Annotated in this window: 21 protein-coding genes and 1 pseudogene; 14 read left to right on the forward strand and 8 right to left on the reverse strand. The window is 57.5% G+C overall.

Features of this window, described 5'->3' with window-relative positions:
* Nucleotides 1-419 precede the first annotated feature (419 nt).
* The 5 genes from bioD to DQX05_RS02695 are packed head-to-tail and all read left to right on the forward strand — an operon-like array spanning nt 420 to nt 5,181.
* Nucleotides 420-1,220 (forward strand): dethiobiotin synthase, encoded by an 801-nt coding sequence (bioD, locus tag DQX05_RS02675; RefSeq protein ID WP_259391743.1) that lies wholly within the window; start codon nt 420-422, stop codon nt 1,218-1,220.
* Entirely contained in the window at nt 1,217-2,227 is a 1,011-nt protein-coding gene (gene bioB, locus DQX05_RS02680) for a biotin synthase BioB (protein WP_397334793.1), read from the forward strand. The genes bioD and bioB overlap by 4 nt, the downstream gene beginning before the upstream one ends.
* Entirely contained in the window at nt 2,227-3,471 is a 1,245-nt protein-coding gene (locus tag DQX05_RS02685; RefSeq protein WP_119790609.1) for an aminotransferase class I/II-fold pyridoxal phosphate-dependent enzyme, read from the forward strand. The genes bioB and DQX05_RS02685 overlap by 1 nt, the downstream gene beginning before the upstream one ends.
* Entirely contained in the window at nt 3,468-4,307 is an 840-nt protein-coding gene (locus DQX05_RS02690) for an alpha/beta fold hydrolase (RefSeq protein WP_119790610.1), read from the forward strand. Before DQX05_RS02685 ends, DQX05_RS02690 begins: the two co-directional genes overlap by 4 nt.
* A complete protein-coding gene (locus DQX05_RS02695) occupies nt 4,267-5,181 on the forward strand; it encodes a methyltransferase domain-containing protein (RefSeq protein ID WP_119790611.1) in 915 nt (304 codons plus the stop codon). The genes DQX05_RS02690 and DQX05_RS02695 overlap by 41 nt, the downstream gene beginning before the upstream one ends.
* Before the next feature lie 63 nt (nt 5,182-5,244).
* Here DQX05_RS02695 and pfkB read toward each other — a convergent pair whose 3' ends face one another.
* Complete coding sequence (pfkB, locus tag DQX05_RS02700) at nt 5,245-6,180, reverse strand: 1-phosphofructokinase (RefSeq protein WP_119790613.1); 936 nt, start codon at nt 6,178-6,180, stop codon at nt 5,245-5,247.
* Between the two features lie 88 nt (nt 6,181-6,268).
* The gene (locus DQX05_RS02705) at nt 6,269-7,138 is read right to left on the reverse strand and encodes a class II fructose-bisphosphate aldolase (RefSeq protein ID WP_119790615.1); all 870 of its coding nucleotides are present in this window, start codon (nt 7,136-7,138) and stop codon (nt 6,269-6,271) included.
* 90 nt (nt 7,139-7,228) lie between these two features.
* Between DQX05_RS02705 and DQX05_RS02710 the strand changes: the two genes are divergently transcribed.
* The 7 genes from DQX05_RS02710 (at nt 7,229) to DQX05_RS02740 (ending at nt 14,419) form a co-directional block, all read left to right on the forward strand.
* Entirely contained in the window at nt 7,229-8,287 is a 1,059-nt protein-coding gene (locus DQX05_RS02710; protein WP_119790775.1) for an SIS domain-containing protein, read from the forward strand.
* A gap of 216 nt (nt 8,288-8,503) precedes the next feature.
* Entirely contained in the window at nt 8,504-9,295 is a 792-nt protein-coding gene (locus DQX05_RS02715; RefSeq protein WP_119790617.1) for a DeoR/GlpR family DNA-binding transcription regulator, read from the forward strand.
* Nucleotides 9,296-10,082: 787 nt separating this feature from the next.
* Entirely contained in the window at nt 10,083-10,568 is a 486-nt protein-coding gene (locus DQX05_RS02720) for a PTS sugar transporter subunit IIA (RefSeq protein WP_119790619.1), read from the forward strand.
* Nucleotides 10,569-10,596: 28 nt separating this feature from the next.
* A complete protein-coding gene (locus tag DQX05_RS02725) occupies nt 10,597-10,857 on the forward strand; it encodes an HPr family phosphocarrier protein (protein WP_119790621.1) in 261 nt (86 codons plus the stop codon).
* Nucleotides 10,858-10,965: 108 nt separating this feature from the next.
* Nucleotides 10,966-12,705 carry a phosphoenolpyruvate--protein phosphotransferase gene (gene ptsP, locus DQX05_RS02730; protein ID WP_119790622.1) on the forward strand — a complete coding sequence of 580 codons (1,740 nt, stop codon included), beginning with the start codon at nt 10,966-10,968 and terminating at the stop codon, nt 12,703-12,705.
* 234 nt (nt 12,706-12,939) lie between these two features.
* Nucleotides 12,940-13,797: a glucose PTS transporter transcription antiterminator GlcT gene (gene glcT / locus DQX05_RS02735; RefSeq protein ID WP_182914589.1), complete on the forward strand. Its 858-nt coding sequence runs from the start codon at nt 12,940-12,942 to the stop codon at nt 13,795-13,797.
* Between the two features lie 100 nt (nt 13,798-13,897).
* On the forward strand, nt 13,898-14,419 hold the full coding sequence (locus DQX05_RS02740) for a PTS transporter subunit EIIC (RefSeq protein WP_220483147.1): 522 nt from the start codon (nt 13,898-13,900) through the stop codon (nt 14,417-14,419).
* 81 nt (nt 14,420-14,500) lie between these two features.
* Here DQX05_RS02740 and DQX05_RS31620 read toward each other — a convergent pair whose 3' ends face one another.
* Nucleotides 14,501-14,629, reverse strand: coding sequence for a hypothetical protein (locus DQX05_RS31620; RefSeq protein ID WP_259391744.1), 129 nt, complete (start codon nt 14,627-14,629; stop codon nt 14,501-14,503).
* Between the two features lie 46 nt (nt 14,630-14,675).
* Between DQX05_RS31620 and nagE the strand changes: the two genes are divergently transcribed.
* Nucleotides 14,676-16,121 carry an N-acetylglucosamine-specific PTS transporter subunit IIBC gene (gene nagE / locus DQX05_RS02745; RefSeq protein WP_119790626.1) on the forward strand — a complete coding sequence of 482 codons (1,446 nt, stop codon included), beginning with the start codon at nt 14,676-14,678 and terminating at the stop codon, nt 16,119-16,121.
* Nucleotides 16,122-16,323: 202 nt separating this feature from the next.
* Nucleotides 16,324-16,551: pseudogene (locus tag DQX05_RS02750) on the forward strand (MATE family efflux transporter); the annotation flags it as partial.
* Nucleotides 16,552-16,810: 259 nt separating this feature from the next.
* Here DQX05_RS02750 and DQX05_RS02755 read toward each other — a convergent pair.
* From DQX05_RS02755 to DQX05_RS02775, 5 genes are all read right to left on the reverse strand, one after another.
* Nucleotides 16,811-17,011 (reverse strand): hypothetical protein, encoded by a 201-nt coding sequence (locus DQX05_RS02755; RefSeq protein WP_119790628.1) that lies wholly within the window; start codon nt 17,009-17,011, stop codon nt 16,811-16,813.
* Complete coding sequence (locus DQX05_RS02760) at nt 16,999-17,913, reverse strand: PfkB family carbohydrate kinase (RefSeq protein ID WP_119790630.1); 915 nt, start codon at nt 17,911-17,913, stop codon at nt 16,999-17,001. The genes DQX05_RS02755 and DQX05_RS02760 overlap by 13 nt, the downstream gene beginning before the upstream one ends.
* 12 nt (nt 17,914-17,925) lie before the next feature.
* Entirely contained in the window at nt 17,926-19,284 is a 1,359-nt protein-coding gene (locus DQX05_RS02765) for a purine-cytosine permease family protein (RefSeq protein ID WP_119790632.1), read from the reverse strand.
* 57 nt (nt 19,285-19,341) lie between these two features.
* A complete protein-coding gene (locus tag DQX05_RS02770; protein ID WP_259391745.1) occupies nt 19,342-20,337 on the reverse strand; it encodes an ADP-ribosylglycohydrolase family protein in 996 nt (331 codons plus the stop codon).
* A gap of 129 nt (nt 20,338-20,466) precedes the next feature.
* A complete protein-coding gene (locus DQX05_RS02775) occupies nt 20,467-21,168 on the reverse strand; it encodes a GntR family transcriptional regulator (protein WP_119790634.1) in 702 nt (233 codons plus the stop codon).
* Between the last annotated feature and the right edge of the window lie 15 nt (nt 21,169-21,183).

The raw sequence follows: 21,183 nt of genomic DNA on the forward strand, positions 1-21,183 counted from the left end.
CGTTATCCCAATGAGTCAGGAAGGGGGGGAGGGAACGTGAACTGGTTTGTCCGTGGCGGTAGTGTTTGTTGTTTCTTTTGATCGTTATCCCAATGAATCAGGCCGGGGAAGCGTGGGAAGTGTAACGCGTCACCGGGATTGTAACAACGGTTGCTATCTCCACAGAATTAATGGGGAAAATGGCGAACTCCCAGACTTCTGATTCGAGGGGATAGTGGAACAAAGGCTTGAAAGGTATGGAGGAAGAGCAGACGTTCGGAAGAGGAGCGACTTCATATCAGCCTGCCATATATGTAAACCCAATAATCGAATCAAAGGTTAACAAAGTATTGTCGTCATCATGTCAATCTTGTAAAATGAATCGTTGTAACGTTAACTTTTAATCAAAAAAATTTGGTTTACAGAAGAGGGGGGACGCAATGATGCCAGATACACTGCCACTGCCTAAACGTGTGAATGCGGCAGGCCTGTTTGTGTCCTCGACTGGGACTGAGGTAGGGAAGACGGTCGTTGCTTCAGGGATTGCCGCTTATCTCCATTCGGTTCGGAGGCGTAGGCTTAGCCTCTGGAAGCCGGTGCAGAGCGGCGTGGCGTTAGGGTCTCCGGATGCGGATAGCTACCGGCTGCGAATGGGCAGCGGAATATCCGAACTCGCGGAGGAGGACATTGCGACGTGGACGCTGCGCGAGCCGCTGGCGCCCTGGATGGCATGTGAACGGGAAGGGATTCGATTTGCTGCGGAAGCCCTGATGGAAGAAGGGCGCCGGCGGCTGGAGTCGGATGCGTTCCTGCTGGCAGAAGGAGCGGGCGGCATTGCCGTCCCGTTGACGCGGGAGGTGACGATGGCGGATCTGGCGCAGGGGCTGGGACTTCCCGTCCTGCTCGTGTCTGCCCCCGGATTGGGCACGGTCAGTCACACGGTAACGGCCATCTCTTATGCCCGCCAACGGGGCATCGACGATATCGCCGTTGTGTTCATTGGTCCGCCGGAGGCGGCATCGGAGAGAGAGATTGAGGAGAATGTCCGCATGATCGAAGCGATGACGAATGTGCCTGTATTGGCGTTGATGCCATGGTTGCCGCAGCCGCAAGGCAAGTGGGCGGCTGATCCGTCCGCATGGGCGGCGTGGCGGGAGCAATGGCTGCAATGCACCATGCGCCTGTCTCGGCTGACACAGTGGTTGGAAGACCGGGAATGGGGAGAAAAAAAGGAGCGATGATGATGAGCGAAACAATGCAAGAGCAGCAGATGGATTGGCGGAAGCTGGCGGATAAGGCGTTAGCCGGTGAAGGAATAAGCCGGGAAGAAGCGCTGGCGGTGTTGCGGGCGGACGATAACGAACTGCTGGCGATCATGGACGCGGCTTACCGGGTGCGGCGGCATTTTTATGGGAATAAGGTGAAGCTGAATCTGATTATTAATGCAAAAAGCGGACACTGTCCGGAAGATTGCGGGTACTGCTCGCAGTCCCGGGTGTCCGATGCACCGATAGAGAAGTATACGATGTTGGAAAAGCATGTCTTGGTGGACGGTGCGCGCAAGGCGATGGAGATGCAGGCTGGAACGTACTGCATTGTGGCCAGCGGGCGCGGGCCGACGCCGCGGGAGCTCGATCAGGTGGTCTCCGCCGTGGAGGAGATCAAGGCAACGATGCCGATGAAAATCTGCGCTTGTCTTGGCATTTTGTCGCAGGATCAGGCGAACCGGCTGAAGCAGGCCGGCGTTGATCGCTATAACCACAACTTGAACACGAGCGAGGATCATTATTCGCATATCACCTCAACCCATACGTACGCTGATCGGGTACATACGGTTGACACCGCGAAGAGGGCGGGGATGTCGCCTTGCTCCGGGGTGATTATGGGGATGGGAGAGACGGATAAGCAACTGGTGGACGTCGCATTTTCGCTGCGGGAGCTGGATGCGGATTCGATCCCGGTTAATTTCCTGAACCCGATTCCGGGAACGCCGCTCGGTCATCTGCATGATCTGGACCCGCGCCGGTGCCTGAAGGCGCTGGCGATGTTCCGCCTCGTCTGCCCGTCGAAGGAGATCCGCGCTTCCGGCGGGCGGGAGGTCAACCTCGGTGCGCTGCAGCCGCTGGCGTTCTACGCGGCCAATTCGGTGTTCGTCGGGGATTATTTGACGACGGATGGGCAAGAGGCGACCTCCGATCATCAGATGATCGCGGATCTCGGCTTCGAAGTCGAGCGGTGCGCCCTGTGATGAAGCCGAAGGCGGCTGCGGAGAATGCAGAGCGCTGGGATTGGATGCGCGCTGAGCTGGACGCCTTGGAGGCGGCGGGCCGGGTGCGCAAGCTGGATCCGGCGGTGTGGCTGGAGCACGGATGGATCGAGCGGGCCGGCAAGCGGCTGCTTCATCTCGCTTCGAATCATTACCTCGGCTTCGAGCCATGGCTTGATGATGCTGGCTGGGCGCAGCTTGCGGCCGAGTGCCGCCGCCTCGGCGAGCCGGCCGTGCGCATCGGCTCCGGGGCTTCGCGGCTCATTACGGGTCATGATCCGCAGCATGACGCGCTGGATCGGGAATTGGCCGCCTTCAAGGATACAGAGGCGGCGCTCGTGTTCAGCAGCGGCTACATGGCGAATGCCGGCGTCATTCCGGCGCTGGTCGGACGGAACGGTGTCGTCTTCAGCGATCGGTTGAATCATGCGAGCATCACGGACGGCATCATCCTGAGTCGGGCTCAGCATATCCGCTATCCGCACCGGGATATGGACCGGCTCGAAAAGGCGTTGAAGCAGTGGCGTACCGGAGGACCGGACGTCCTATCGCGGCAGGGGCGCATGCTGATCGTGACCGACGCCGTGTTCAGCATGGACGGAACGGTAGCGCCGTTGGCCGATCTGGTGACGCTGAAGGAGCGTTACGGCGCGATGCTAATGGTCGACGAGGCACACAGTGGCGGCGTGTACGGACCCGGGGGACGCGGGCTGTGCCATGCGCTCGGGCTGCATGCGAAGGTGGATATCATCATGGGTACCTTCGGGAAAGCCTTTGGCGTGGTCGGTGCTTATATTGCCGCCGAGGACATCGTCGTCCGCTACCTCATCAACCGGGCGCGGACGCTCATTTATAATACGGGGCTGCCCCCGCTTATGGCAGCCTTTATCCGGCAGCGGCTGCGCGACGTATGCGCTGCCGACTCCGCGCGCGCCGAGCTGATGCGCAAGGCAGCGCTGTTTCGCGCGCGGCTGCAAGCCGGAGGCCTGGACACGGGCTCCGGCGACAGCCATATCGTGCCGGTGCTGTGCGGCACGGACCAGCGCGCGGTTGCGCTTAGCGCCGCGCTCGCGGAGGCGGGCGTCGCCGGCGTGGCGATTCGCCCGCCGACGGTGCCCGAGGGAACGGCGCGCATCCGCTTCGCGCCGACTCCGGCGCACCGCGACGCCGACCTGCTGCAGGCGGCGGATGCGGTCGTGCGCCTGGCCGCGGGGCCGCGGACATGAGCGGGGCGCTCGCGCGGCCCCGGCCGCCGCAGCGGGCGAAGCTGCTGTGGATACACGGCTGGGGTCTGAGCGCCGAGGTGTGGCGGCCGCTTGCGGAGGCTTTGCCGATGTTCGCGCACCGGTACGTGTCCTTCGCTGCGTGCGAGACAGCGGATGACCTGCGGGAGGCGGTGCGTGCTCCGCTCCGGCAGGAGCAGGACGGCCCGTGGCATATCGCCGGGTGGTCGCTTGGCGGCATGCTGGCGATCGAGCTGCTGGCCGGACGTGCCGCCGAGAGCGCCGAATGGGCGGGACTGCCGCGCATTGAGAGCGCCCTGCTCATCGGCACGACGCTGCGCTTCGCTGACGCGTCCGGGCAGGCAGGCTGGCCGCCGCGCGTGCTGGCCCGCATGCGGCGCCGCCTGGTGCAGGCGCCGGAGGAGACGCTGCTGGCTTTCCTCGGCCAGCTGGATGCGGGCCCTGCCAGCCCCGGCGAGCCGCCGCTGGCGGAGAAGCTGTGGCGGCAGTTGGGCGCGGCTCCCGGCTTCACGCCGGCCGGGCTGGATGCGGGGCTCGCCTATTTGCAGGAGGCGGATCTGGCCCCGGAGTGGGCGCGCATCGCCGCGCTTCCGGCGGCGGAGCGGCCGCGCCTGCTGTGGCTGCACGGCGCGAACGATCGCGTGTGCCCGCGAGCCGCGATGGAACGGGCGCAAGCATCGTTCGGTTCGGGGCTCCGAACCGCCGTAATCCCGGATGCGGGCCATGCGCCGTTCCTGTCGCATCCGGAGGCATGGCGAGAGGAGGTGAGCGCGTGGTATGAAGCGAGCACAGATGCTAGGGGCCGGGCCGGAGAGTGACCCGGTGCTTGCCGGTGCGGGCGCTGGGGCTGGGATCGATAAGAGGCTGGTCGCCCAACGGTTCGGCAGACATGCGGCAGAGTATGACGGCTACGCCGAAGTGCAGCAGGTGATGGCCGCGGGATTGGCGGAGCGGGTGCGGCGGCATCACCAGGGCCCTGCGGCGCGAATTGCCGACATCGGCTGCGGCACGGGTGGATTGGCGGTTCGGCTCTGTCCGCATTATCCCGCAGCAGAGCTGACGCTGCTCGATCTGGCGCCCGCCATGCTGCATCAGGCGGAGCGGAAGCTGCTCCGCCACGGCTGCCCCGGCGGGCAGGTGCGAGCGGTAGCCGCCGACGCCGAAGCGTGGGCGGCCGCCCAGCCGGAAGGCGGCTTCGACCTGATCGTGTCGAGCGCCGCCTTCCAATGGTTCAACGCGCCGGCCGCGACGCTGTGGCGGCTCGTGCAGCTGCTCCGGCCCGGCGGGCTGCTGGCCTTCGCCACGTTCCTGCCGGGAACGCTGCATGAGTTGCATGCCGCGTTCCGGCAGGCGGATGCCGAGCAGGCCCGAGCGCCCCGTCCGCGCGGGCAGGCGTATCCGTCCGCAGCCGATTGGCACGGCTGGGCGCGGGACGCGGCCGGGCCCTTCCTGCTCTGGGAAGAAGCGAGCTGCCGCTACGAGTACGGCAGCGTGCTGGAGATGCTGTCCCAGGTCCGCCGCATCGGGGCTGGCAATGCGCTGGCGGCGGGCGCATCGGGTGCCTCCGGCATGAGCCCCTCCCTGTACCGCCGGATGGTACAGACGTATCAAGAGCGCTTCGGTGGTCCGGACGGCCGGATTCCGGCCACCTATACGTTCGTCTACGCACTGCTGCGGAGAGAGCGGGAATGAAGCGCAGCCGAAGCAAATAGGCCGCCTGCGGTGCATTGTGCACTACAGGCGGCCTGTTCCCGTTTATCCGATCCGTTCGACTTGAATCTGTGTGCGAAGCGACTCGATATCGGCTAGCCGCACTTGCCCGGCGGAAGGCATCAGCGCATTGGCCGTGCCGCAAGCGGCGCCGAGAATGAGGCCGTCTTCCGCAGACAGGCCGCGCTTATCGGCCACGACAAGCCCGGCGACCATGGAATCGCCGCTGCCGACGGGATTGATCGCCATGACCGCAGGCAGGGTGACGCGGTAGAGGGCGTCCCGAACACCGGCCAACGCTCCGCGGGCGCCGAGCGAGACGACGACCCGCTCGATGCCGGACGCCATCAGCCGCTGGATGGCCGGCAGCACTTCGTCTTCGGAGGCATCGGCGCTTTCGCCGGTCAGCTTGCCTACCTCATGCTCGTTCGGTTTGATTAGCGCGGGCGCGCTCTTCACGCCTTCCTCCAGCGCGGCGCCGCTTGTGTCCAGAATCGGGATCGCGCCTGCACGGCGCACGCTCTCTATCAATTCGGCATAGAGTGCGGGGGGGCAGCCCTGCGGCAGGCTCCCCGAGAACACGATGTGAGTGGACCGGGCGGCGAGCGTCGCGACTTTGTCCCGCATCGCGTCGAGATCTGTCAGGGTTACGGTCGGCCCTTGCTCCAGCAGCTCGGTCTGCGTCCCGCGCCCCGGATCCAAAATGTTGAGGCATACCCGCGATTCACCTTCCACGTTCACGAAATCGGCGGGAATCCCTTCCTCGCTCAGCTTGTGCAGAATCATCTGCCCGTGGAAACCGGCCGCGAACCCGGAGGCCGTCACTTCTTCGCCCAGCGCATGAATGACGCGGGCCACATTGATCCCTTTGCCGCCGGCGGTGGCGGTCATCTGCTCCACCCGGTACAGCTTATCGAGCGCGAAGCCGGGTACGATATAGGTTTTGTCGATCGCCGCGTTGAGGGTTACGGTCGTAATCATGTCGCTTCTCCTTTCACCTTCCGCTGCAGCCGGCCGAAGTGGCCGGTTCAACAGCGGATAACGGGACGCGCCGTTCCGCCGCTGCGGATTAGCGGACGGCGTCCGCTTGGCCGAGGCAGCCGGCCATCTCCATTTTCTGAATCGCCAGCTCCTTGACGGCTTGCTTGGCCGGAATCATATATTTGCGCGGATCGTTCTCATCCGGATTGGCCGCGAAGACGGCCTTGATGGCGTCGGAGAAAGCGATGCGCAGCTCGGTCGCGACATTCATCTTCGCCATGCCGAGCTTCACGCAGCGCTTCACCTGATTCTCCGGAATGCCGGAACCGCCGTGCAGGACGAGCGGAACGGCGACCAGCTTCGCGATCTGCTCCAGCCGGTCGAAGGCGATCTTCGGCTCTCCCTTATAGATGCCGTGCGCCGTTCCGATGGCAGGCGCCAGCGTCGGCACGCCGGTCGCGGCGACGAAGGCGGCGCATTCCTCCGGCACGGCCAGGCGGGCGTCTTCCTCCTCGACGACGATATCATCTTCCACGCCGCCGACCTTGCCCAGTTCGGCTTCGACATTGACCCCGGCCGCCAGGGCGACGCGCACGACCTCCTGCGTCATCCGCACATTGTCGTTATAAGGATGCATGGAAGCGTCGATCATGACTGAGGTGTAGCCTGCGCGGATGCAGCGGACGATAAGATTATAATCAGTGCAATGATCCAGATGGAGCGCGATCGGAACCGAGGAGAGCTTCGCCGCGGTCGCCGCCGCGGCCACGATATATTCCGGACCGAGATGCTTCACGGTGCCGACCGTTGTCTGCAAAATGAGCGGAGATTGGGTGTCTTCGGCCGCTTCCACTACCGCTTGCAGCATTTCCAGGGTGTGCACGTTGAATGCGGTAATTCCGAAGCCTTGCTCACGGGCGGCTTGCAGCATTGAAGTCGAGCTGATGAGATGTCCCATAGTTGTAACCTCCAGCAGTTAATGATTGATTCAATCAAAATTATGATTTATAATTTCATTATAGATGATTATAAGGGAGGAATTTGGGAGATGTCAATTCAAGATACGCATACGTACCGGGAAATCAGCGAGCAAGCTGCCGCGCTTCAAGACGCGTGGAATCAACTTCAATCCCAGCGCGGATGGGCAGATAAATATGTAGGAAACGCGCAGTTCGAGGAGATCATATTTATCGGATCCGGCTCATCTTGGTACCAGGCGATGACGATGGCGGCGACGTACCGCGCATGGACGGGCAAGAGCGCGTCCGCCATTCCTTCCTCGGAGCTGTTCTTGTTCCGCAACCAGACCGTGACACCATCCAAGAAGACGCTGCTGGTCGGGGTATCCCGTTCCGGCGAATCACATGAAGTCATTCTGGCGCTCGAATCGGTCGCCGATCTGCCGAACTGGACGACTTGCGGCATTACATGCCACCCGGAGAGCAAGATGGCGAAGATGACGGAATGCCTCGTGTCTCCATCGGGAGCGGAGAAGAGCACGGTGATGACCAAATCGCTCAGCAGCATGACGTTCCTCATGCAGGCGGCAATCGCCCTTGCTTCCGGCAGCGAAGCGGCTTACCGCGAACTCGAAGCCGTATTGCAATCTGATGCGGCGTTGGTTACAATGGCGGATGACAAGGTGAAAGCATGGGTTGAAGCGCATCAATTCGACCGAACGATTTATCTGGGCATGGGTGCGCTGTACGGCTTGGCGCTGGAGGCCTGCCTGAAGCTGAAGGAAATGACGTATACATGGACCGAGGCTTACGGCACGCTGGAATTCCGCCACGGCCCGAAATCGATCGTCGATGCGAACACTCAAATCGTGCTGCTGTTGTCCGAACAAGCCCGCTCCTACGAGCTGAAGGTGGCGGAAGAGATGAAGCAGTACGGGGCAACGGTTGTCATTATTACCGCCCAAGCGGGAGCGGACACCGCATTTGCCGATCTCGTCTTCGAGGTGGGCCATGGAGATGCGAGCGATGAGGCCCGGGCGGTTTTGTATTTGCCATATGTACAATATAATGGTTATTATACGGCGGTGACCCGCGGCTTGAACCCGGACGATCCGCGCAACTTGACTCAATTCGTAGCCATTGAATAGAAGCGGCATGGCCCCGGTTCCAGGCAGGAGCTATCGTGGCCCTTGAGCCGGCCATTTCGCGTTGCGCTTGCCCCTCGTGCAAGCGAGCAGGGGCGGACATCGCCGGGAGAGGGATCTCGTTCCTTATGGTGGCGATGCTTAGGACGGCGATGATTGGGGCGGGGATGCCCGCCCTCTGCCTGCCGCGGGGGAGTCATGATAGGAGTGTAGTGAATAATGAGTGAGACGTTATCCAAAGGAGAGCAGCGCCGCAGGCAGATTTTACAGCGGTTGAAGCAGAACGGCCGCATTACGATATCGGAAATTATCGAGAACTTCGATTGCTCGGAGGCGACAGCACGCCGGGATTTAGACGTATTGGAGCGGAAGGGCGAGCTGATTCGCACTATCGGGGGAGCGATCTTCGAAGGGGCGGGAGCGATCCGAGAAGTCCCGTTCGTGGAGAAGCGCCAGCTGTTGTGGCTGGAGAAGGAAGCCATCGCCAAGCGGGCGCTCGATTTCATTGAAGAAGGTGACAGCATCTGTCTTACCGGAGGCACGACAACCTTCCTGATCGCCAAGCTGCTGAAGGAGCGGCAAGGTATTACCGTCGTTACCAATGCGGTGAACATCGCGATGGAGCTGTCGGACTGCGACGGCATTCAGGTCGTCGTCATCGGCGGCGTCATGCGCAGCAACAGCTTCGAGCTGTGCGGCCCGCTGGCGGAGCGCACGATCGAGCATCTCAACATCGAGAAGCTTTTTATGGGGATTGACGGTTTTTCCCCGGCGAAGGGTATTACGACGTACTCCGAGCTGGAAGCGCAGACCGCTCAGATGCTGATGCGGCAGGCGCAGCAGACGATCGCGGTGTTCGATCATACGAAGGTCGGCAAGGCCTCGCTGTTCTCCGTCGCCGCCATCGGGGAGTTAGCAGCCTGCATTACGGATCACGAACTGCCGGAAGAGACGGCTTCGGCCCTCGAACAGGCAGGAATAGCTTGTTATTATGCCCAGCTTCCGGATTGAGAGGCGGGCTTTTTTTATTTTGGTGGAAAGCACGAAGTGTAGGCGGAGCAAAGCTGCACCAGTACAGTATTTTCCACTCTAAAAGGCGTTTATTGGCGGAAATGCTGCAAATCAGCATCTTTTTCTCCCAATTGGCTCCTTTTCTAAGCCCCAACGAAGGTAATTGCTGCATATTTGCAGGATTGCCCGTGTCGCAGCTTCGTCCCAATCAAATTCCTGTATTATTGCAGCTTTGGCGGGACTCAACCGAACATTATTTTCGAAAAGTTGGGCTGCGGGAGCACACGAACGCATTCTATTGATACATAAAGCGGATGCGAGAGCCCTTACTTCCTCTGCCACCGGGCAGGTCGAGGCGCAGCCGTACCCATCAGGCGGTGCGGCAGGTCGAGGCCGAACCGTCCCATCGGCGGTGCGATGCTATAGGGGGGCTGCAGGTCAGCGGTATGATTTTATCCCGGAACGCACATCTTAATGGATAACCGCCCATTTACAGCTCTTGGCGATTATGTCATTTTGGTAACAGCCGTTACGTAAGCTTGCAACCCGTATGCGCTCATGTTAGAATAGTGTTGACATTTACACTGCAAGTAGCGTGTTACTAGTACGACTAGGCATGAGCTAAGCGGCCGTTCACAGCGTGAACTGCGTGCTTTAGCACATGCCTTTTTTGCTTTGTACAAGAGATAACCACTTTGCAGGGATTCCCGTTATTGGTCCTATTTCGTGCTTCGGCTGCGGATGCGCGGCAGGGCATCATCAGTGCTTACTACGAGGAGGAATTCACATGTTTGGATTTGGCAAGAAAAAGAAAACGATATCGGTCGTTGCACCTATAACTGGAAATGCAGTTCCCCTGGAACAAGTGGACGATCCGGCATTTGCCCAAAAAATTATCGGAGACGGTCTGGCGATTGAGCCGGAGCAAGGCGTTCTGGTTGCACCGTTCGACGGGCATGTCATCCATCTGATTGATTCTCATCACTCGCTCGTGCTTGGGCATGAATCGGGATTGGAGCTGCTGTTCCATATCGGCGTGAATACGGTGTCTCTGAAGGGCGAGCCGTTCACTCCGCACGTGAAGTCGGGAGACAAAGTGAAGCAGGGCGATGTCTTGATCGAGTTCGATATGGATCGGATTCGTGAAGCGGGCCTTCCTGTTATCACGCCGGTGGTCGTCGCGAATGGCGATGCGGTCGCCGAATTGAAGACGAAGCTTGGTCCTGTTAAGAAGAATGAGACGGAAATTATGGAAATTGTAATGAAAAAATAGGTTTTTGTGAAAGAGGAGGCCATCCATCATGGAGAAGCAATTCACGATCAAAAATCCGCAAGGCGTGCATGCTCGTCCGGCGGGAGCCATTATGAAAAAAGCGGCTGAGTTCTCGGATTCGCAAGTGTCTCTGGAGTTCAACGGGCGTAAAGTAAGCGCGAAAAGCATCACAGGCGTGCTGACGCTTGGCATGAAGGCAGGAGACGTCATTACGGTATCCGCTGAAGGCGATAAAGCGGAGCAGGCGATTGATGCCGTAGGCGCCGTGTTGGAATCCGTTCTCGATTAATTGGTGAGAGATACGGTTATAGATATGACGAACGGCAAAGTTATGCCGATGCGTCACAATAGACACGATAGAGACGGGATTGAAAACAGAAGGAGTGGAGGAACCGTCATGTTGCTACAAGGGATTGCCGCCGCCTCCGGCTATGCTATCGGGCAAGCGTTCGTCCTGCAGGAGCAGGAAGCTTCGGTAGAACGGACAGACATCGCTCCCGGCGAAGCGGATGCAGAAGTAGAGCGGCTTCAGAATGCGGTTGCACAGTCGAAGGATGAACTGGAAAAGATTAAGGCAAGCACGGCGGCCAAGCTTGGAGAACATGAGGCGGAGATCTTCGCTACGCATCAGCTCCTCTTGGAGGATGAGGAATTCATCGGGCAAGCGATCGCGCAGATTCGTGCCATGAACGTGAACGCCGAATATGCGCTGCATGAGGTGACCGAGCAGTTGGTCGCGATCTTTGCCGGCATGGATGATGAATATTTGCGCGAGCGGGCAGCCGACTTCCGCGATGTCAGCAAGCGCGTGCAGCGACATCTCTCCGGCGTCAAGGCGGCTTCGCTGAATGATTTCGCCGAAGCGGTCGTCCTGTTCGCCAATGATCTGACGCCTTCCGACACGGCGCAGCTGGATCGATCCAAGGTGGCCGGATTCGTTACGCAGATAGGCGGACGCACTTCGCACTCCGCGATTATGGCCCGCTCGATGGAGATTCCGGCGGTGGTCGGGCTAACGGATGCGATGCAGAGCGTGAAGACGGGCCAGATGGTCATTGTGGACGGATCCAGCGGCATTGTGCTAATCGATCCCGATGCCGAGACGCTGGCCGCCTACCGGGAGAAGAAGGAGAAGTTCGAGCTGCGCCGGGAAGAGATGAAGCAGTATAAGGATCGGCCTTCGGTGACGGCAGACGGCCACCAGGTCGAGCTGGTCGCCAATATCGGCAATCCGCAGGATGCCCTTGGCGCCCGGAATCACGGGGCGGAAGGCGTTGGCCTGTTCCGCACGGAGTTCCTCTACATGGGCCGCGACAACTTCCCTTCGGAAGAGGAGCAGTATCATGCTTATACCGCGGTCTGCCAGACGATGGGAGCGGAGAAGCCGATCGTCATCCGGACGCTCGATATCGGAGGAGACAAGGAATTGTCTTATCTGGAGCTGCCGAAGGAGATGAATCCGTTCCTCGGTTACCGTGCGATTCGACTCTGTCTTGACCGCAAAGATCTGTTCAAGACGCAGCTGAGAGCCATTCTCCGCGCCAGCGCTCACGGCAACATCAAGCTGATGTACCCGATGATCGCGACGATTACCGAGCTGCGGGAAGCGAACAAACTGCTCGCCGAAGCGCGGCAGGAGCTGGACGCGGAAGGCGTGGCTTATAACCGCGAGATGGAAGTCGGCATTATGATCGAGGTGCCGGCCGCGGCGATTGCCGCCGACCAGTTGGCCGAAGAAGTCGACTTCTTCTCGATCGGCACCAATGACCTCGTTCAATATACGATGGCTGCCGACCGCATGAACCAGCAAGTGTCGCATCTGTCGCAGCCGTTCCATCCGTCCGTGCTGCGGCTGATTAAGATGGTCATCGATGCGGCGCACAGCCATGGCAAGTGGGCCGGCATGTGCGGAGAGATGGCCGGCAATCTCAAGGCGATTCCGCTGCTGCTTGGCCTCGGTCTGGATGAGTTCAGCATGAGCGCCAGCTCGGTCCTTCCGGCACGCGTGCTGCTGAGCCGGCTCGATCGGGAAGCGATGAAGCCATTGGCCGAGGAAGCGCTGCGGCTGACGACATCTGAAGAGATCCAGTATCTTGTAGTCGAACGCATTCCGGCTATTCAGGAGCTGACGATATAAGCAGGTTCGAAATAATAAGACAGCTTGTTGCAGGCTTGAGGGAGGAAGCACAGGGCCTTCTCCCTCAAGCTTGACACTTTTCGACAATGTTCATCAAAATCTTGACTTTTTTTTATTTTTTATTGAAGATGGCTTCATGCTGTTTTACAATAAACTTACATGGATGATGATTTTTTCGTAACCGTTTCCATTTTCTGCTCGCAATCACCCATCTGATGAGAAAGGAGCTTACCGTTGTCTAGCGAACGCCGCTTTGAGATTATGCGCGCCTTAAGCAACAATGTTGTGTTGGCGAAGGAAGTGCTGACGGACAAGGAAACCATTCTCATGGGAAAAGGAATCGGGTTCGGGGCGAAGCCCGGACAAGCGATACTTTCCGGCGATACGCGAATCGAGAAGACGTTTTATTTGGATAATAAGCAGAATCTCTCGCAATATCAGATGCTGTTCGAGCAGATTGATCCAGAAGTGATTGATGTTTCGGAACAGATCATTTCCCTTGTGGCTTCCGAATTGACTCCCAATCTGAATGAGCATATTCATCTTGCGCTGCCGAGCCACATCGAGTATGCGCTATACCGGTTACGGCATCAGATTGAGATCGAGAACCCTTTTCTATGGGAAATCCGGACGCTGAACCCGAAGGAATACGAGCTTGCTTCCCGCGCGGCGGAGATCATTGGACACCAATTCGGCGTCGAGGTGCCGGAGGATGAGATCGGGTTCCTGACGATCCATATCCAATCGGCCGTCGCCCATGTCCCTGTCAACAATGTGGTCCAACACAATCACCTGCTGCGGGAACTGGTTGGACTCATCGAAGCGCGGCGGGGCAGTCCGATTCCGAAGGACAGCATCGATTATTTAAGGCTCGTTACCCATCTGCGCTTCGCGATAGAGCGTATCCGCGAGGGCCAGCATTCCCGCAATCCGTTCCGTGACCGGATGCAGGAGATGGCACCGTATGAATACGAGGTCGCCGGTGAATGCGCCAAGCTGATGAGCGCGCAGTTGAAAGCGCCGGTGTCGGAAGACGAGACAGCCTATATTGCCATGCACTTGTACCGTCTCTTCCATCGGGATGCCGAATAACATAGACAGTATCATACGAATCAAGCGTGTTACTAGTTCGACTAGGCATGAGCTTGCCGGAACCATCCGCTTCGCGCGGATGTTGTTCTGCTGCAGGCTCATGCCTTTTTTCGCTGTCCGGGCCATCCCGGCGGCGAAGCGGGGCGATGACAGGCTGGAGAATATTTCTTCCGCCTTTAATCCATGTTGTAGTACCTTAGACCGTAAGTCCTTTGCTTCATTGCGGTTCATGTCCGGCCGCTTTATTACGATGGTGTTTGGCTTGCTGGGAGGCATTGGCGATTTATCACAAAGCCAAGCCGGAGAAGAAGAAGGTGGTCTTCGGTCTGATCTGTCCGCCGCGCTGACGTCATTCCTGACAGGAATGACGGAGCCGCTGGAATTTTCGTTCTTGTTTATCGCGCCGTTCCTGTATGTGATCCACGCGTTTTTTGATGGCTTGGCCTTCATGCTCGCACCCAAGACCAACTGGCTGATGGTTCCGGTTATCGACGTTGTCTGGTTCTGCTTGTACTATTTCACGTTCCAGTTCTTGATTGTCACTTTCAACTTGAAAACGCCGGCCGCAGGTCACGATTATCAAAAACGAAATCGAGGAATATATGGGAGAATCCTAAGTTGAGGCAGCCCATGTATCGTCTATCCAGCTTTCATGGTGAATAAAATAGAACAACATATTATCTCAAGCGTGTTACTAGCTCGACTAGGCATGAGCTTGCCGGTACCATCCGCTGATACGGGTGTTGTCTTCCTGCAGGCTCATGCCTTTTTTCGTTGCCGGGCCATCGTTGCGGTAAATCGCGGTGATGACAGGTGGAGAATATTTCTTCATCCTTTAATCCATACTTTAACTAACTTTCTTAAGGGGGATAACTTCCATGCTAGGCTTTTTGCAGAAAATTGGCCGTGCCCTCATGCTACCGGTCGCAACACTGCCTGCGGCTGCCATTTTGTTGCGTTTTGGAGACATTGATTATGTCAATGAGTTTCGTTTCGGCGCTTCAGTAGGTGGCTTTATGAACCAGTACGTCGCGCCGTATTTGCTGGCGGGCGGCGATACGATCTTCAAGCAACTGCCGCTTATTTTTGCCGTGGGTGTAGCGATAGGTCTGGCCGGTGATGCGGTAGCGGCGTTGGCCGCGGTCATCGCGCATGTCATCCTGCAGCAGGTGCTGGCGACGACGCCGAACGTATTCGCATTTATTCCAGATGATTTGGTACTCGATATGGGTGTACTTGGCGGGATCCTGACAGGTTGTCTCGCGGCGTTTATGTACAAACGGTATCATAATATCAAGCTCCCGGATTGGCTTGGCTTCTTCGGGGGCAAACGGTTCGTTCCGATTGTTACTTCGCTGTCGATTCTCGTGCTCGGAATTCCGGTTGCCATCATCTGGGGACCAATTCAGGAAGCGATTGACGCGTTCGGGAACTGGATCGTCAGTCTGGAAGCAATCGGTTCCGGCATCTTCATGGTCGTCAACCGACTGCTTATTCCGACGGGCTTGCACCATATTATCAATAACGTGGCCTGGTTCCAGATCGGATCATTTGAATATGGCGGGGAGATCTTCCGGGGCGATATCGACCGGTTTTTCCATCACGATCCGTCGGCAGGCTTGTTCATGACCGGATTCTTTCCGATTATGATGTTCGCCTTGCCGGGCGCCGCGCTGGCGATTATTCATACGGCGAAGCCGGAACGTCGTAAGCTCGTGTCCTCTGCCTTCTTGAGCGTGGCTTTCGCCTCGTTCCTGACCGGGATTACCGAGCCGATCGAATTCGCCTTCATGTTCGTGGCGCCGGTGCTGTATGTCGTGCATGCGCTGCTGGCCGGCTTGTCCGGCGTCATTACGGCGCTCCTCGGCATTAAGCACGGGTTCGGCTTCTCGGCCGGCTTCATCGACTACGCACTGAACTTTGGTCTGGCGACGAAGCCGCTGCTGCTTATTCCGATCGGTCTCGTCTACTTCGCCGTCTACTACTTCCTGTTCCGCTTCATGATCGTGAAGCTGAACCTGAAGACGCCGGGACGGGAGGATGATGTCGAGGTTGACGAAGAGGACGAGAAGGGAGCTGCGAATTCGAGCCTGCATGATAAAGCCGTCAAAGTGCTGGAGCTGATCGGCGGCAAGGATAATATCACTTCCCTCGATGCCTGCATCACTCGCTTGCGGCTGACGTTGAAGGATGAGTCGCTCGTCGACGAGAAGGGGCTCAAGGGGCAAGGCGCTGCCGGCGTCATGCGCCTGGGCAAAGGCAATGTTCAGGTCGTCTTCGGCACACAGTCCGAACTGCTGAAGGAAGAAATGAAGAAGCTGTAAGCTGAAAATTATGTCAGGTCTCCCGTATGCGGGGGGCCTGACTTTTTTATAGCCAACGGAGGGACAGATCTGGTAACATAGATCCGCTTGATGGAAAGGGCTGGGTTGGAAGTCAAGCCATCTTGGCCGGCCGAAGCCTGCCGATGATGAACTCGGCCTCATGAAATGACCCCCGGTTCATGAGCAAAAGGTGGTTCAATACGTGAAAAACTGGAAAAATATATTGCTGCTGGCGATCCCGTCGCTGCTGTCTTTCGCGACGCAGACGGTCATCGGCACGATTAATTTGATCATGGTTGGCCATCTCGGCGCGATTGTCATTGCGATCGTCGGGGTGGTCAATATTATCATTTACAATGCGTTCGCCCTGTTCTCCGGAATCGGGCATACGGTCAACTATCTCGTGGCGCAGAACTATGGCGCCAATGATAAGGGGCTGCCCCAAAGCAGGTTTACCCTACTGTGTGACAGCCCCGCCCTGCAGCAAACTTGCCGAAAAAGCTGCAAAACTACAGCATTCTGCTTGCGACATTTCCTCCGTTATCGAAAATCCTGCACCACGGCATCAATTTAAGCCATCCCAGGGGATGGAGAGCAAATATCGGCGAAAATGATGCACTTTTGCAGGAATTGTATTGGAAAGCGGCGGACAGAGCGTAAATTCCTGTAAAAATGCAGGATTCGCAGCCTCAACCCGCTGCCGCGGCTGGTGTCGCCGCTGGTTCCGCCGCTGGTGTCACAGCTGGTGTCCCTGCTGGTGTCCCTGCTGGTGTCGCCGCTGGTGTCACCGCTGGTTCCGCCGCTGGTGTCGCGGCTGTGTCGCCGCTGGCTTGCGCCGGGCCGGCTACTGCTCCAGCAAGGCTGCCTCTCCAGCAAGCTAGAAGCTCCATCTGCCTCCCTGCTGCTGCACGACCTGCCCCGCGATGTCGTTGCCGAGCAGACAAGCCTCCCGCAGCGGCAAGCCGCTGGCAAGGCCAGCGATGAAGGCGCCCGTATGCGAATCGCCGGCTCCAATCGTGTCGACGACGGTTACTTTTTGGCTCGGCAATATTTCGCTTTCCTCCGAAGTGAACAGCAGCGTGCCGTCCTGGCCTAGCGTCACCACGACGGGCTGACCGGTCTGCCGGTGCGCCTCCTGAACGGCGTCATTCAGCTCCTGCTTGCCCGTTAATCCGCTCAGCTCCGCACGATTCAAATGCATGATCGTATTCATGCCCAGTACGCGCCGCAGCGTCTCCTGATCCACAAACGTAACTCTTGGGCTCGGGTCGAAAATGATCCGGCAGGATGACTTCCTGGCGGCTAACGCGTCCAGGATGACTTGGCCGGAAGGCCCCTCCAGTTCGTAGCCGCTCAAATAGATATAATCATATTGCTCCACGCGGCGCTGTTCGAACCAAGCCGGCTTCCATTTCGTTTCGATTCCGGAAATCGTAATGAATGTTCGTTCTCCGTCCTGCTCGACAATCGACAGATTCCAGCCGTTATCGCCGCTATCCTCTTCGATCAGCAGCGGGTAGCCGTCGGCGTGCAGCTGCTTCCTGATGATATCCGCATAGGCGCCAGCGCCTACAGGGACGAAGAGATCGTGATCGACCTGCAATTGCTTCAAAATATGGGCTACATTGTAGGCGCACCCGCCGACAAGGGTCTCCCGATGCTCGGCCGAGACATCGTCTCCGGTTCGGGGCAGCGAATCCAGTTGGATAATCACATCGATAACGGCGGCGCCGAGCACGAGCACTTTCGCATCGCTGCGCGTATTCTTCAGTCGATTTATGAGATCGGCCATTTCAATTCCCTCCTATTTCCGGGCGGTAACGGTCAGCAGACCGTAATAGACAATCGCGCTTACGGCGAAGGCCAAGAGTACGCCCAGACTGTTGTCCTGGAACATGCCTTTGGCAAAAGGACCGTCGAAAAACGGCGAATTCGTAAACAGGAACCCGACGAGAACGCCGGCCAGCCAACTGGATACACCTCGATAATTGACCTTGTTGTAGCCCGGATCCGTGAGCAGACGCGGTTCGTACCCTGCCGTCTTTCTGATTTTGACATAGTCGATGAGGAAGATAGCCGCCCAAGCCGCCATGCCGATGCCGAGCAAGCCCAGGAACGTCTGGAAGTTGCCCATGAAGTCCTCGGATACGAACAGCGTGTAGATCGGAATCAAAATCAGAAACAGCGAGTGAATGATGAGCGATGTGGAATCTTTCACATGAATATTCAACGTTTCCAGGTTGACCCGCGCCGACTTCAGACCGATAATGCATTGCGGAATCAAGCCGCCCAGAGCAGTTACAAAGTAAAGTACCGTCATCCAGCGCGGCAGTGCCTGACTAATGACCTCGATCGGGTTGGCCGAGACAGCCAAGTCCGGCACCGAAGTGCTCATCAGCACGCCGACGCTCATGATGACGAACAACGGAATGAACGCCCCGAATGTGACGCGGGTGACGATGGAGCGCGATGATTGATCCGGCTTCTGATAGCAGCTATAGTCGGCGGAAGCGATCGACCAGCTGATTCCGGTGCCGGCCATAATGATCGATACGGCAGGCAGGAAGTTCGTTACCCAGTTGCCGTTGCTCATATTCATCAATTCCGGCCAATTCGTTTTTGGAATCAGGATCAGCAGGACGAGAAGCGTCAATCCGCCAAAGACATAGGTAAAAAAGGTCTGGATTTTGACGAGCGCTTCTTGGCCGAACATACTGGACCCGATGATGAGAGCGGCGAAGATAAGCAGAGAGATTAGGGTTAAAAATGGATTGGAGCCGATGCCGAACACACTAAACAGCGCCAATAGCGTCAATGTTCCGGTTACGACGCCGACCGCGAGCCAGCCGACCAGGTTGATCCAGCCCATAAATGTAGGAATATAGTTTCCTTTGAAGCCGAAGGCGGCTCTGGACAGCACGAAAGTCGTCGTGCCCGCATCTCTTCCGGCCAAGCTTAAATAGCCTACCAAGGCGAAAGAGAGCGCCCCTACGGCCGCCGCCAGCAAGGATTGCAGGAAGCTTAATTGAAATCCGACAATCATCGCGCCATAGACGACGCCCAAAATTCCGATATTGCCGGCAAACCAAATGAAAAACAATTCCTTGGGGGTTCCTTTTCTGTCCTCAGCGGGTACAAAGACCGAAGATTCCGGGGTGTTCATTACAATTCCTCCCATTGTATGCGGTTATTCGATTAGCATTAGATGTGCGTACTTTCTTCAGTTCATGTCTCTATGGGAAAGAAGCTGATTCGCGTAATGATGGAAATCGACGGCATTGCTCTCGTCGATTCGTTGAAGCCACAGCGGATCGATCGCATCGATTCCAACCTTGGCTCCGCAAATGGCGGTCGCCATCGCCCCGATTGTATCGGTATCCCCGCCCAGATTCGCGCATAACAGGCTGCAGCGATGAGGGTCCTTGGCGTAGTAGGCAATCGCCAGCGCCGCAGGCACCGACTCGCTCGTCAAGACACCGCTGCCGATCACGTCGTATATTTTTTGGGAGAACTGCTCTTCGTCGTGCTCGTATTGCTTCGCATATTGAAGCGCCAGCTTCAGACGCTCGGCCAACGATGCGCTATAGGTGGCGGCTCCGAGGTGCCGCGCGATATCGTAAGCTTCCAGCGCATCCTGCATCATCGTATCCCAATCCTGATCCTCCAGCGCGGAGCTGACGGCCGCGGCAACCATCGCTGCGCCGCTAACGGCGACATCGGTCGTATGCGTCACTTTGCTGATGTCATAGACATATTGGGCCAATTCCGCCTTCCGATCCCGGCTGAACAGGCATCCAATCGGAGCGATGCGCATGGCCGCGCCGTTCGTCTCTGCCCTGGATGTGAAGGGCTCGGGATCCTGCCCCTCCTTGATCGCCCCTAAGGCCGCCTTGGAGCTCGGCCCGAGAATATTGTTGTCGAAGGCGCCGATTCGATCGGCCCAAGCCAACAGATGCCGGGCAATTATGGAGGTATCCGGAACAAAATGATTTTCAATGAGCGCATCCAAAATCAACAACGCCTGCGCCGTATCATCCGTATACTGCCCTTTCGTAAAATTGCAGGCTACTTCGTTCTCCTGCGGCCCGTCGAGAAACTCGGTAATTTGGCCGAAGTACTCCTTGACCTTGCTTCTTGCCCATAGCTCCGGGGGCATGCCCATCGCATCGCCGATGGCCATTCCGTAGAGAGCGCCGGTTATTTTTTGCTTGATCATTATGATCTCCACCTCACCGTATTCACATCTGTATCTTATCCGGTTGTACGTACAAGCCGGGGCGAACAGGAAACTATGCTTGTCCTTCGCACGGGAAAGAGAGCAGCGAAAAAGTCTGTCCGTCCGCATTCAAATGCTGGTGACAATCTTAAAGTTCATATGAGGCCCATAGATGACCTGAACCTGTTCGATCTCGGCCTCGTCTTCGCTGATAACGGTTCCATTTGCCTGCAGCAACGGGATGTCCTCTTCGTATGCCAGCAGTTCTTTCGTGCTCTTGTCTCCCATTATCGGTTCGATCTGGAGGAGCGCATGCTTGGGAACCGTCTTGTATTGCTGCTTCATGATGCTATAGAGCGATTGCTGCGAGAAATCATACTGATCAATGCCCGGGAAAACGGATAGCGGAACCAAGGATGTATCTATCGTTAGCCACAAGGTGGCCAGCTTATTCTTGATCCCTCTTACGCGAACCAGCTTCATCCATTCGCGTCCATCCTGCGTTATGATGCGCTGCTCCATTACTCTGGAGACGGGAGTTTCATTCTTCTTCGTCACATAATCGGTAAAGCCGCTGAAGTTCCAAATATTATGCTTCACTTCCCTGAGGCATACGAAGTTGCCTTTTCCTTGTATCTGCATTAACAGGCCTTCATTGACCAGATCTGATATCGCCTTGCGGATAGTCGTCCTTGTGACGCCGTACAGCTTCATCATTTGCGCCTCGGAAGGAATCATGTCCCCCTCCTTATACTTCCCGCGAATAATATCTTGTCTAATGATCCGCTGTAGCTGTACATACAGGGGAGTATAGTCCTTGCGATTAAGCATGTGAACCTCCTTTCC

This window comes from Paenibacillus thiaminolyticus, assembly GCF_003591545.1.
GTDB lineage: Bacteria > Bacillota > Bacilli > Paenibacillales > Paenibacillaceae > Paenibacillus_B > Paenibacillus_B thiaminolyticus_A.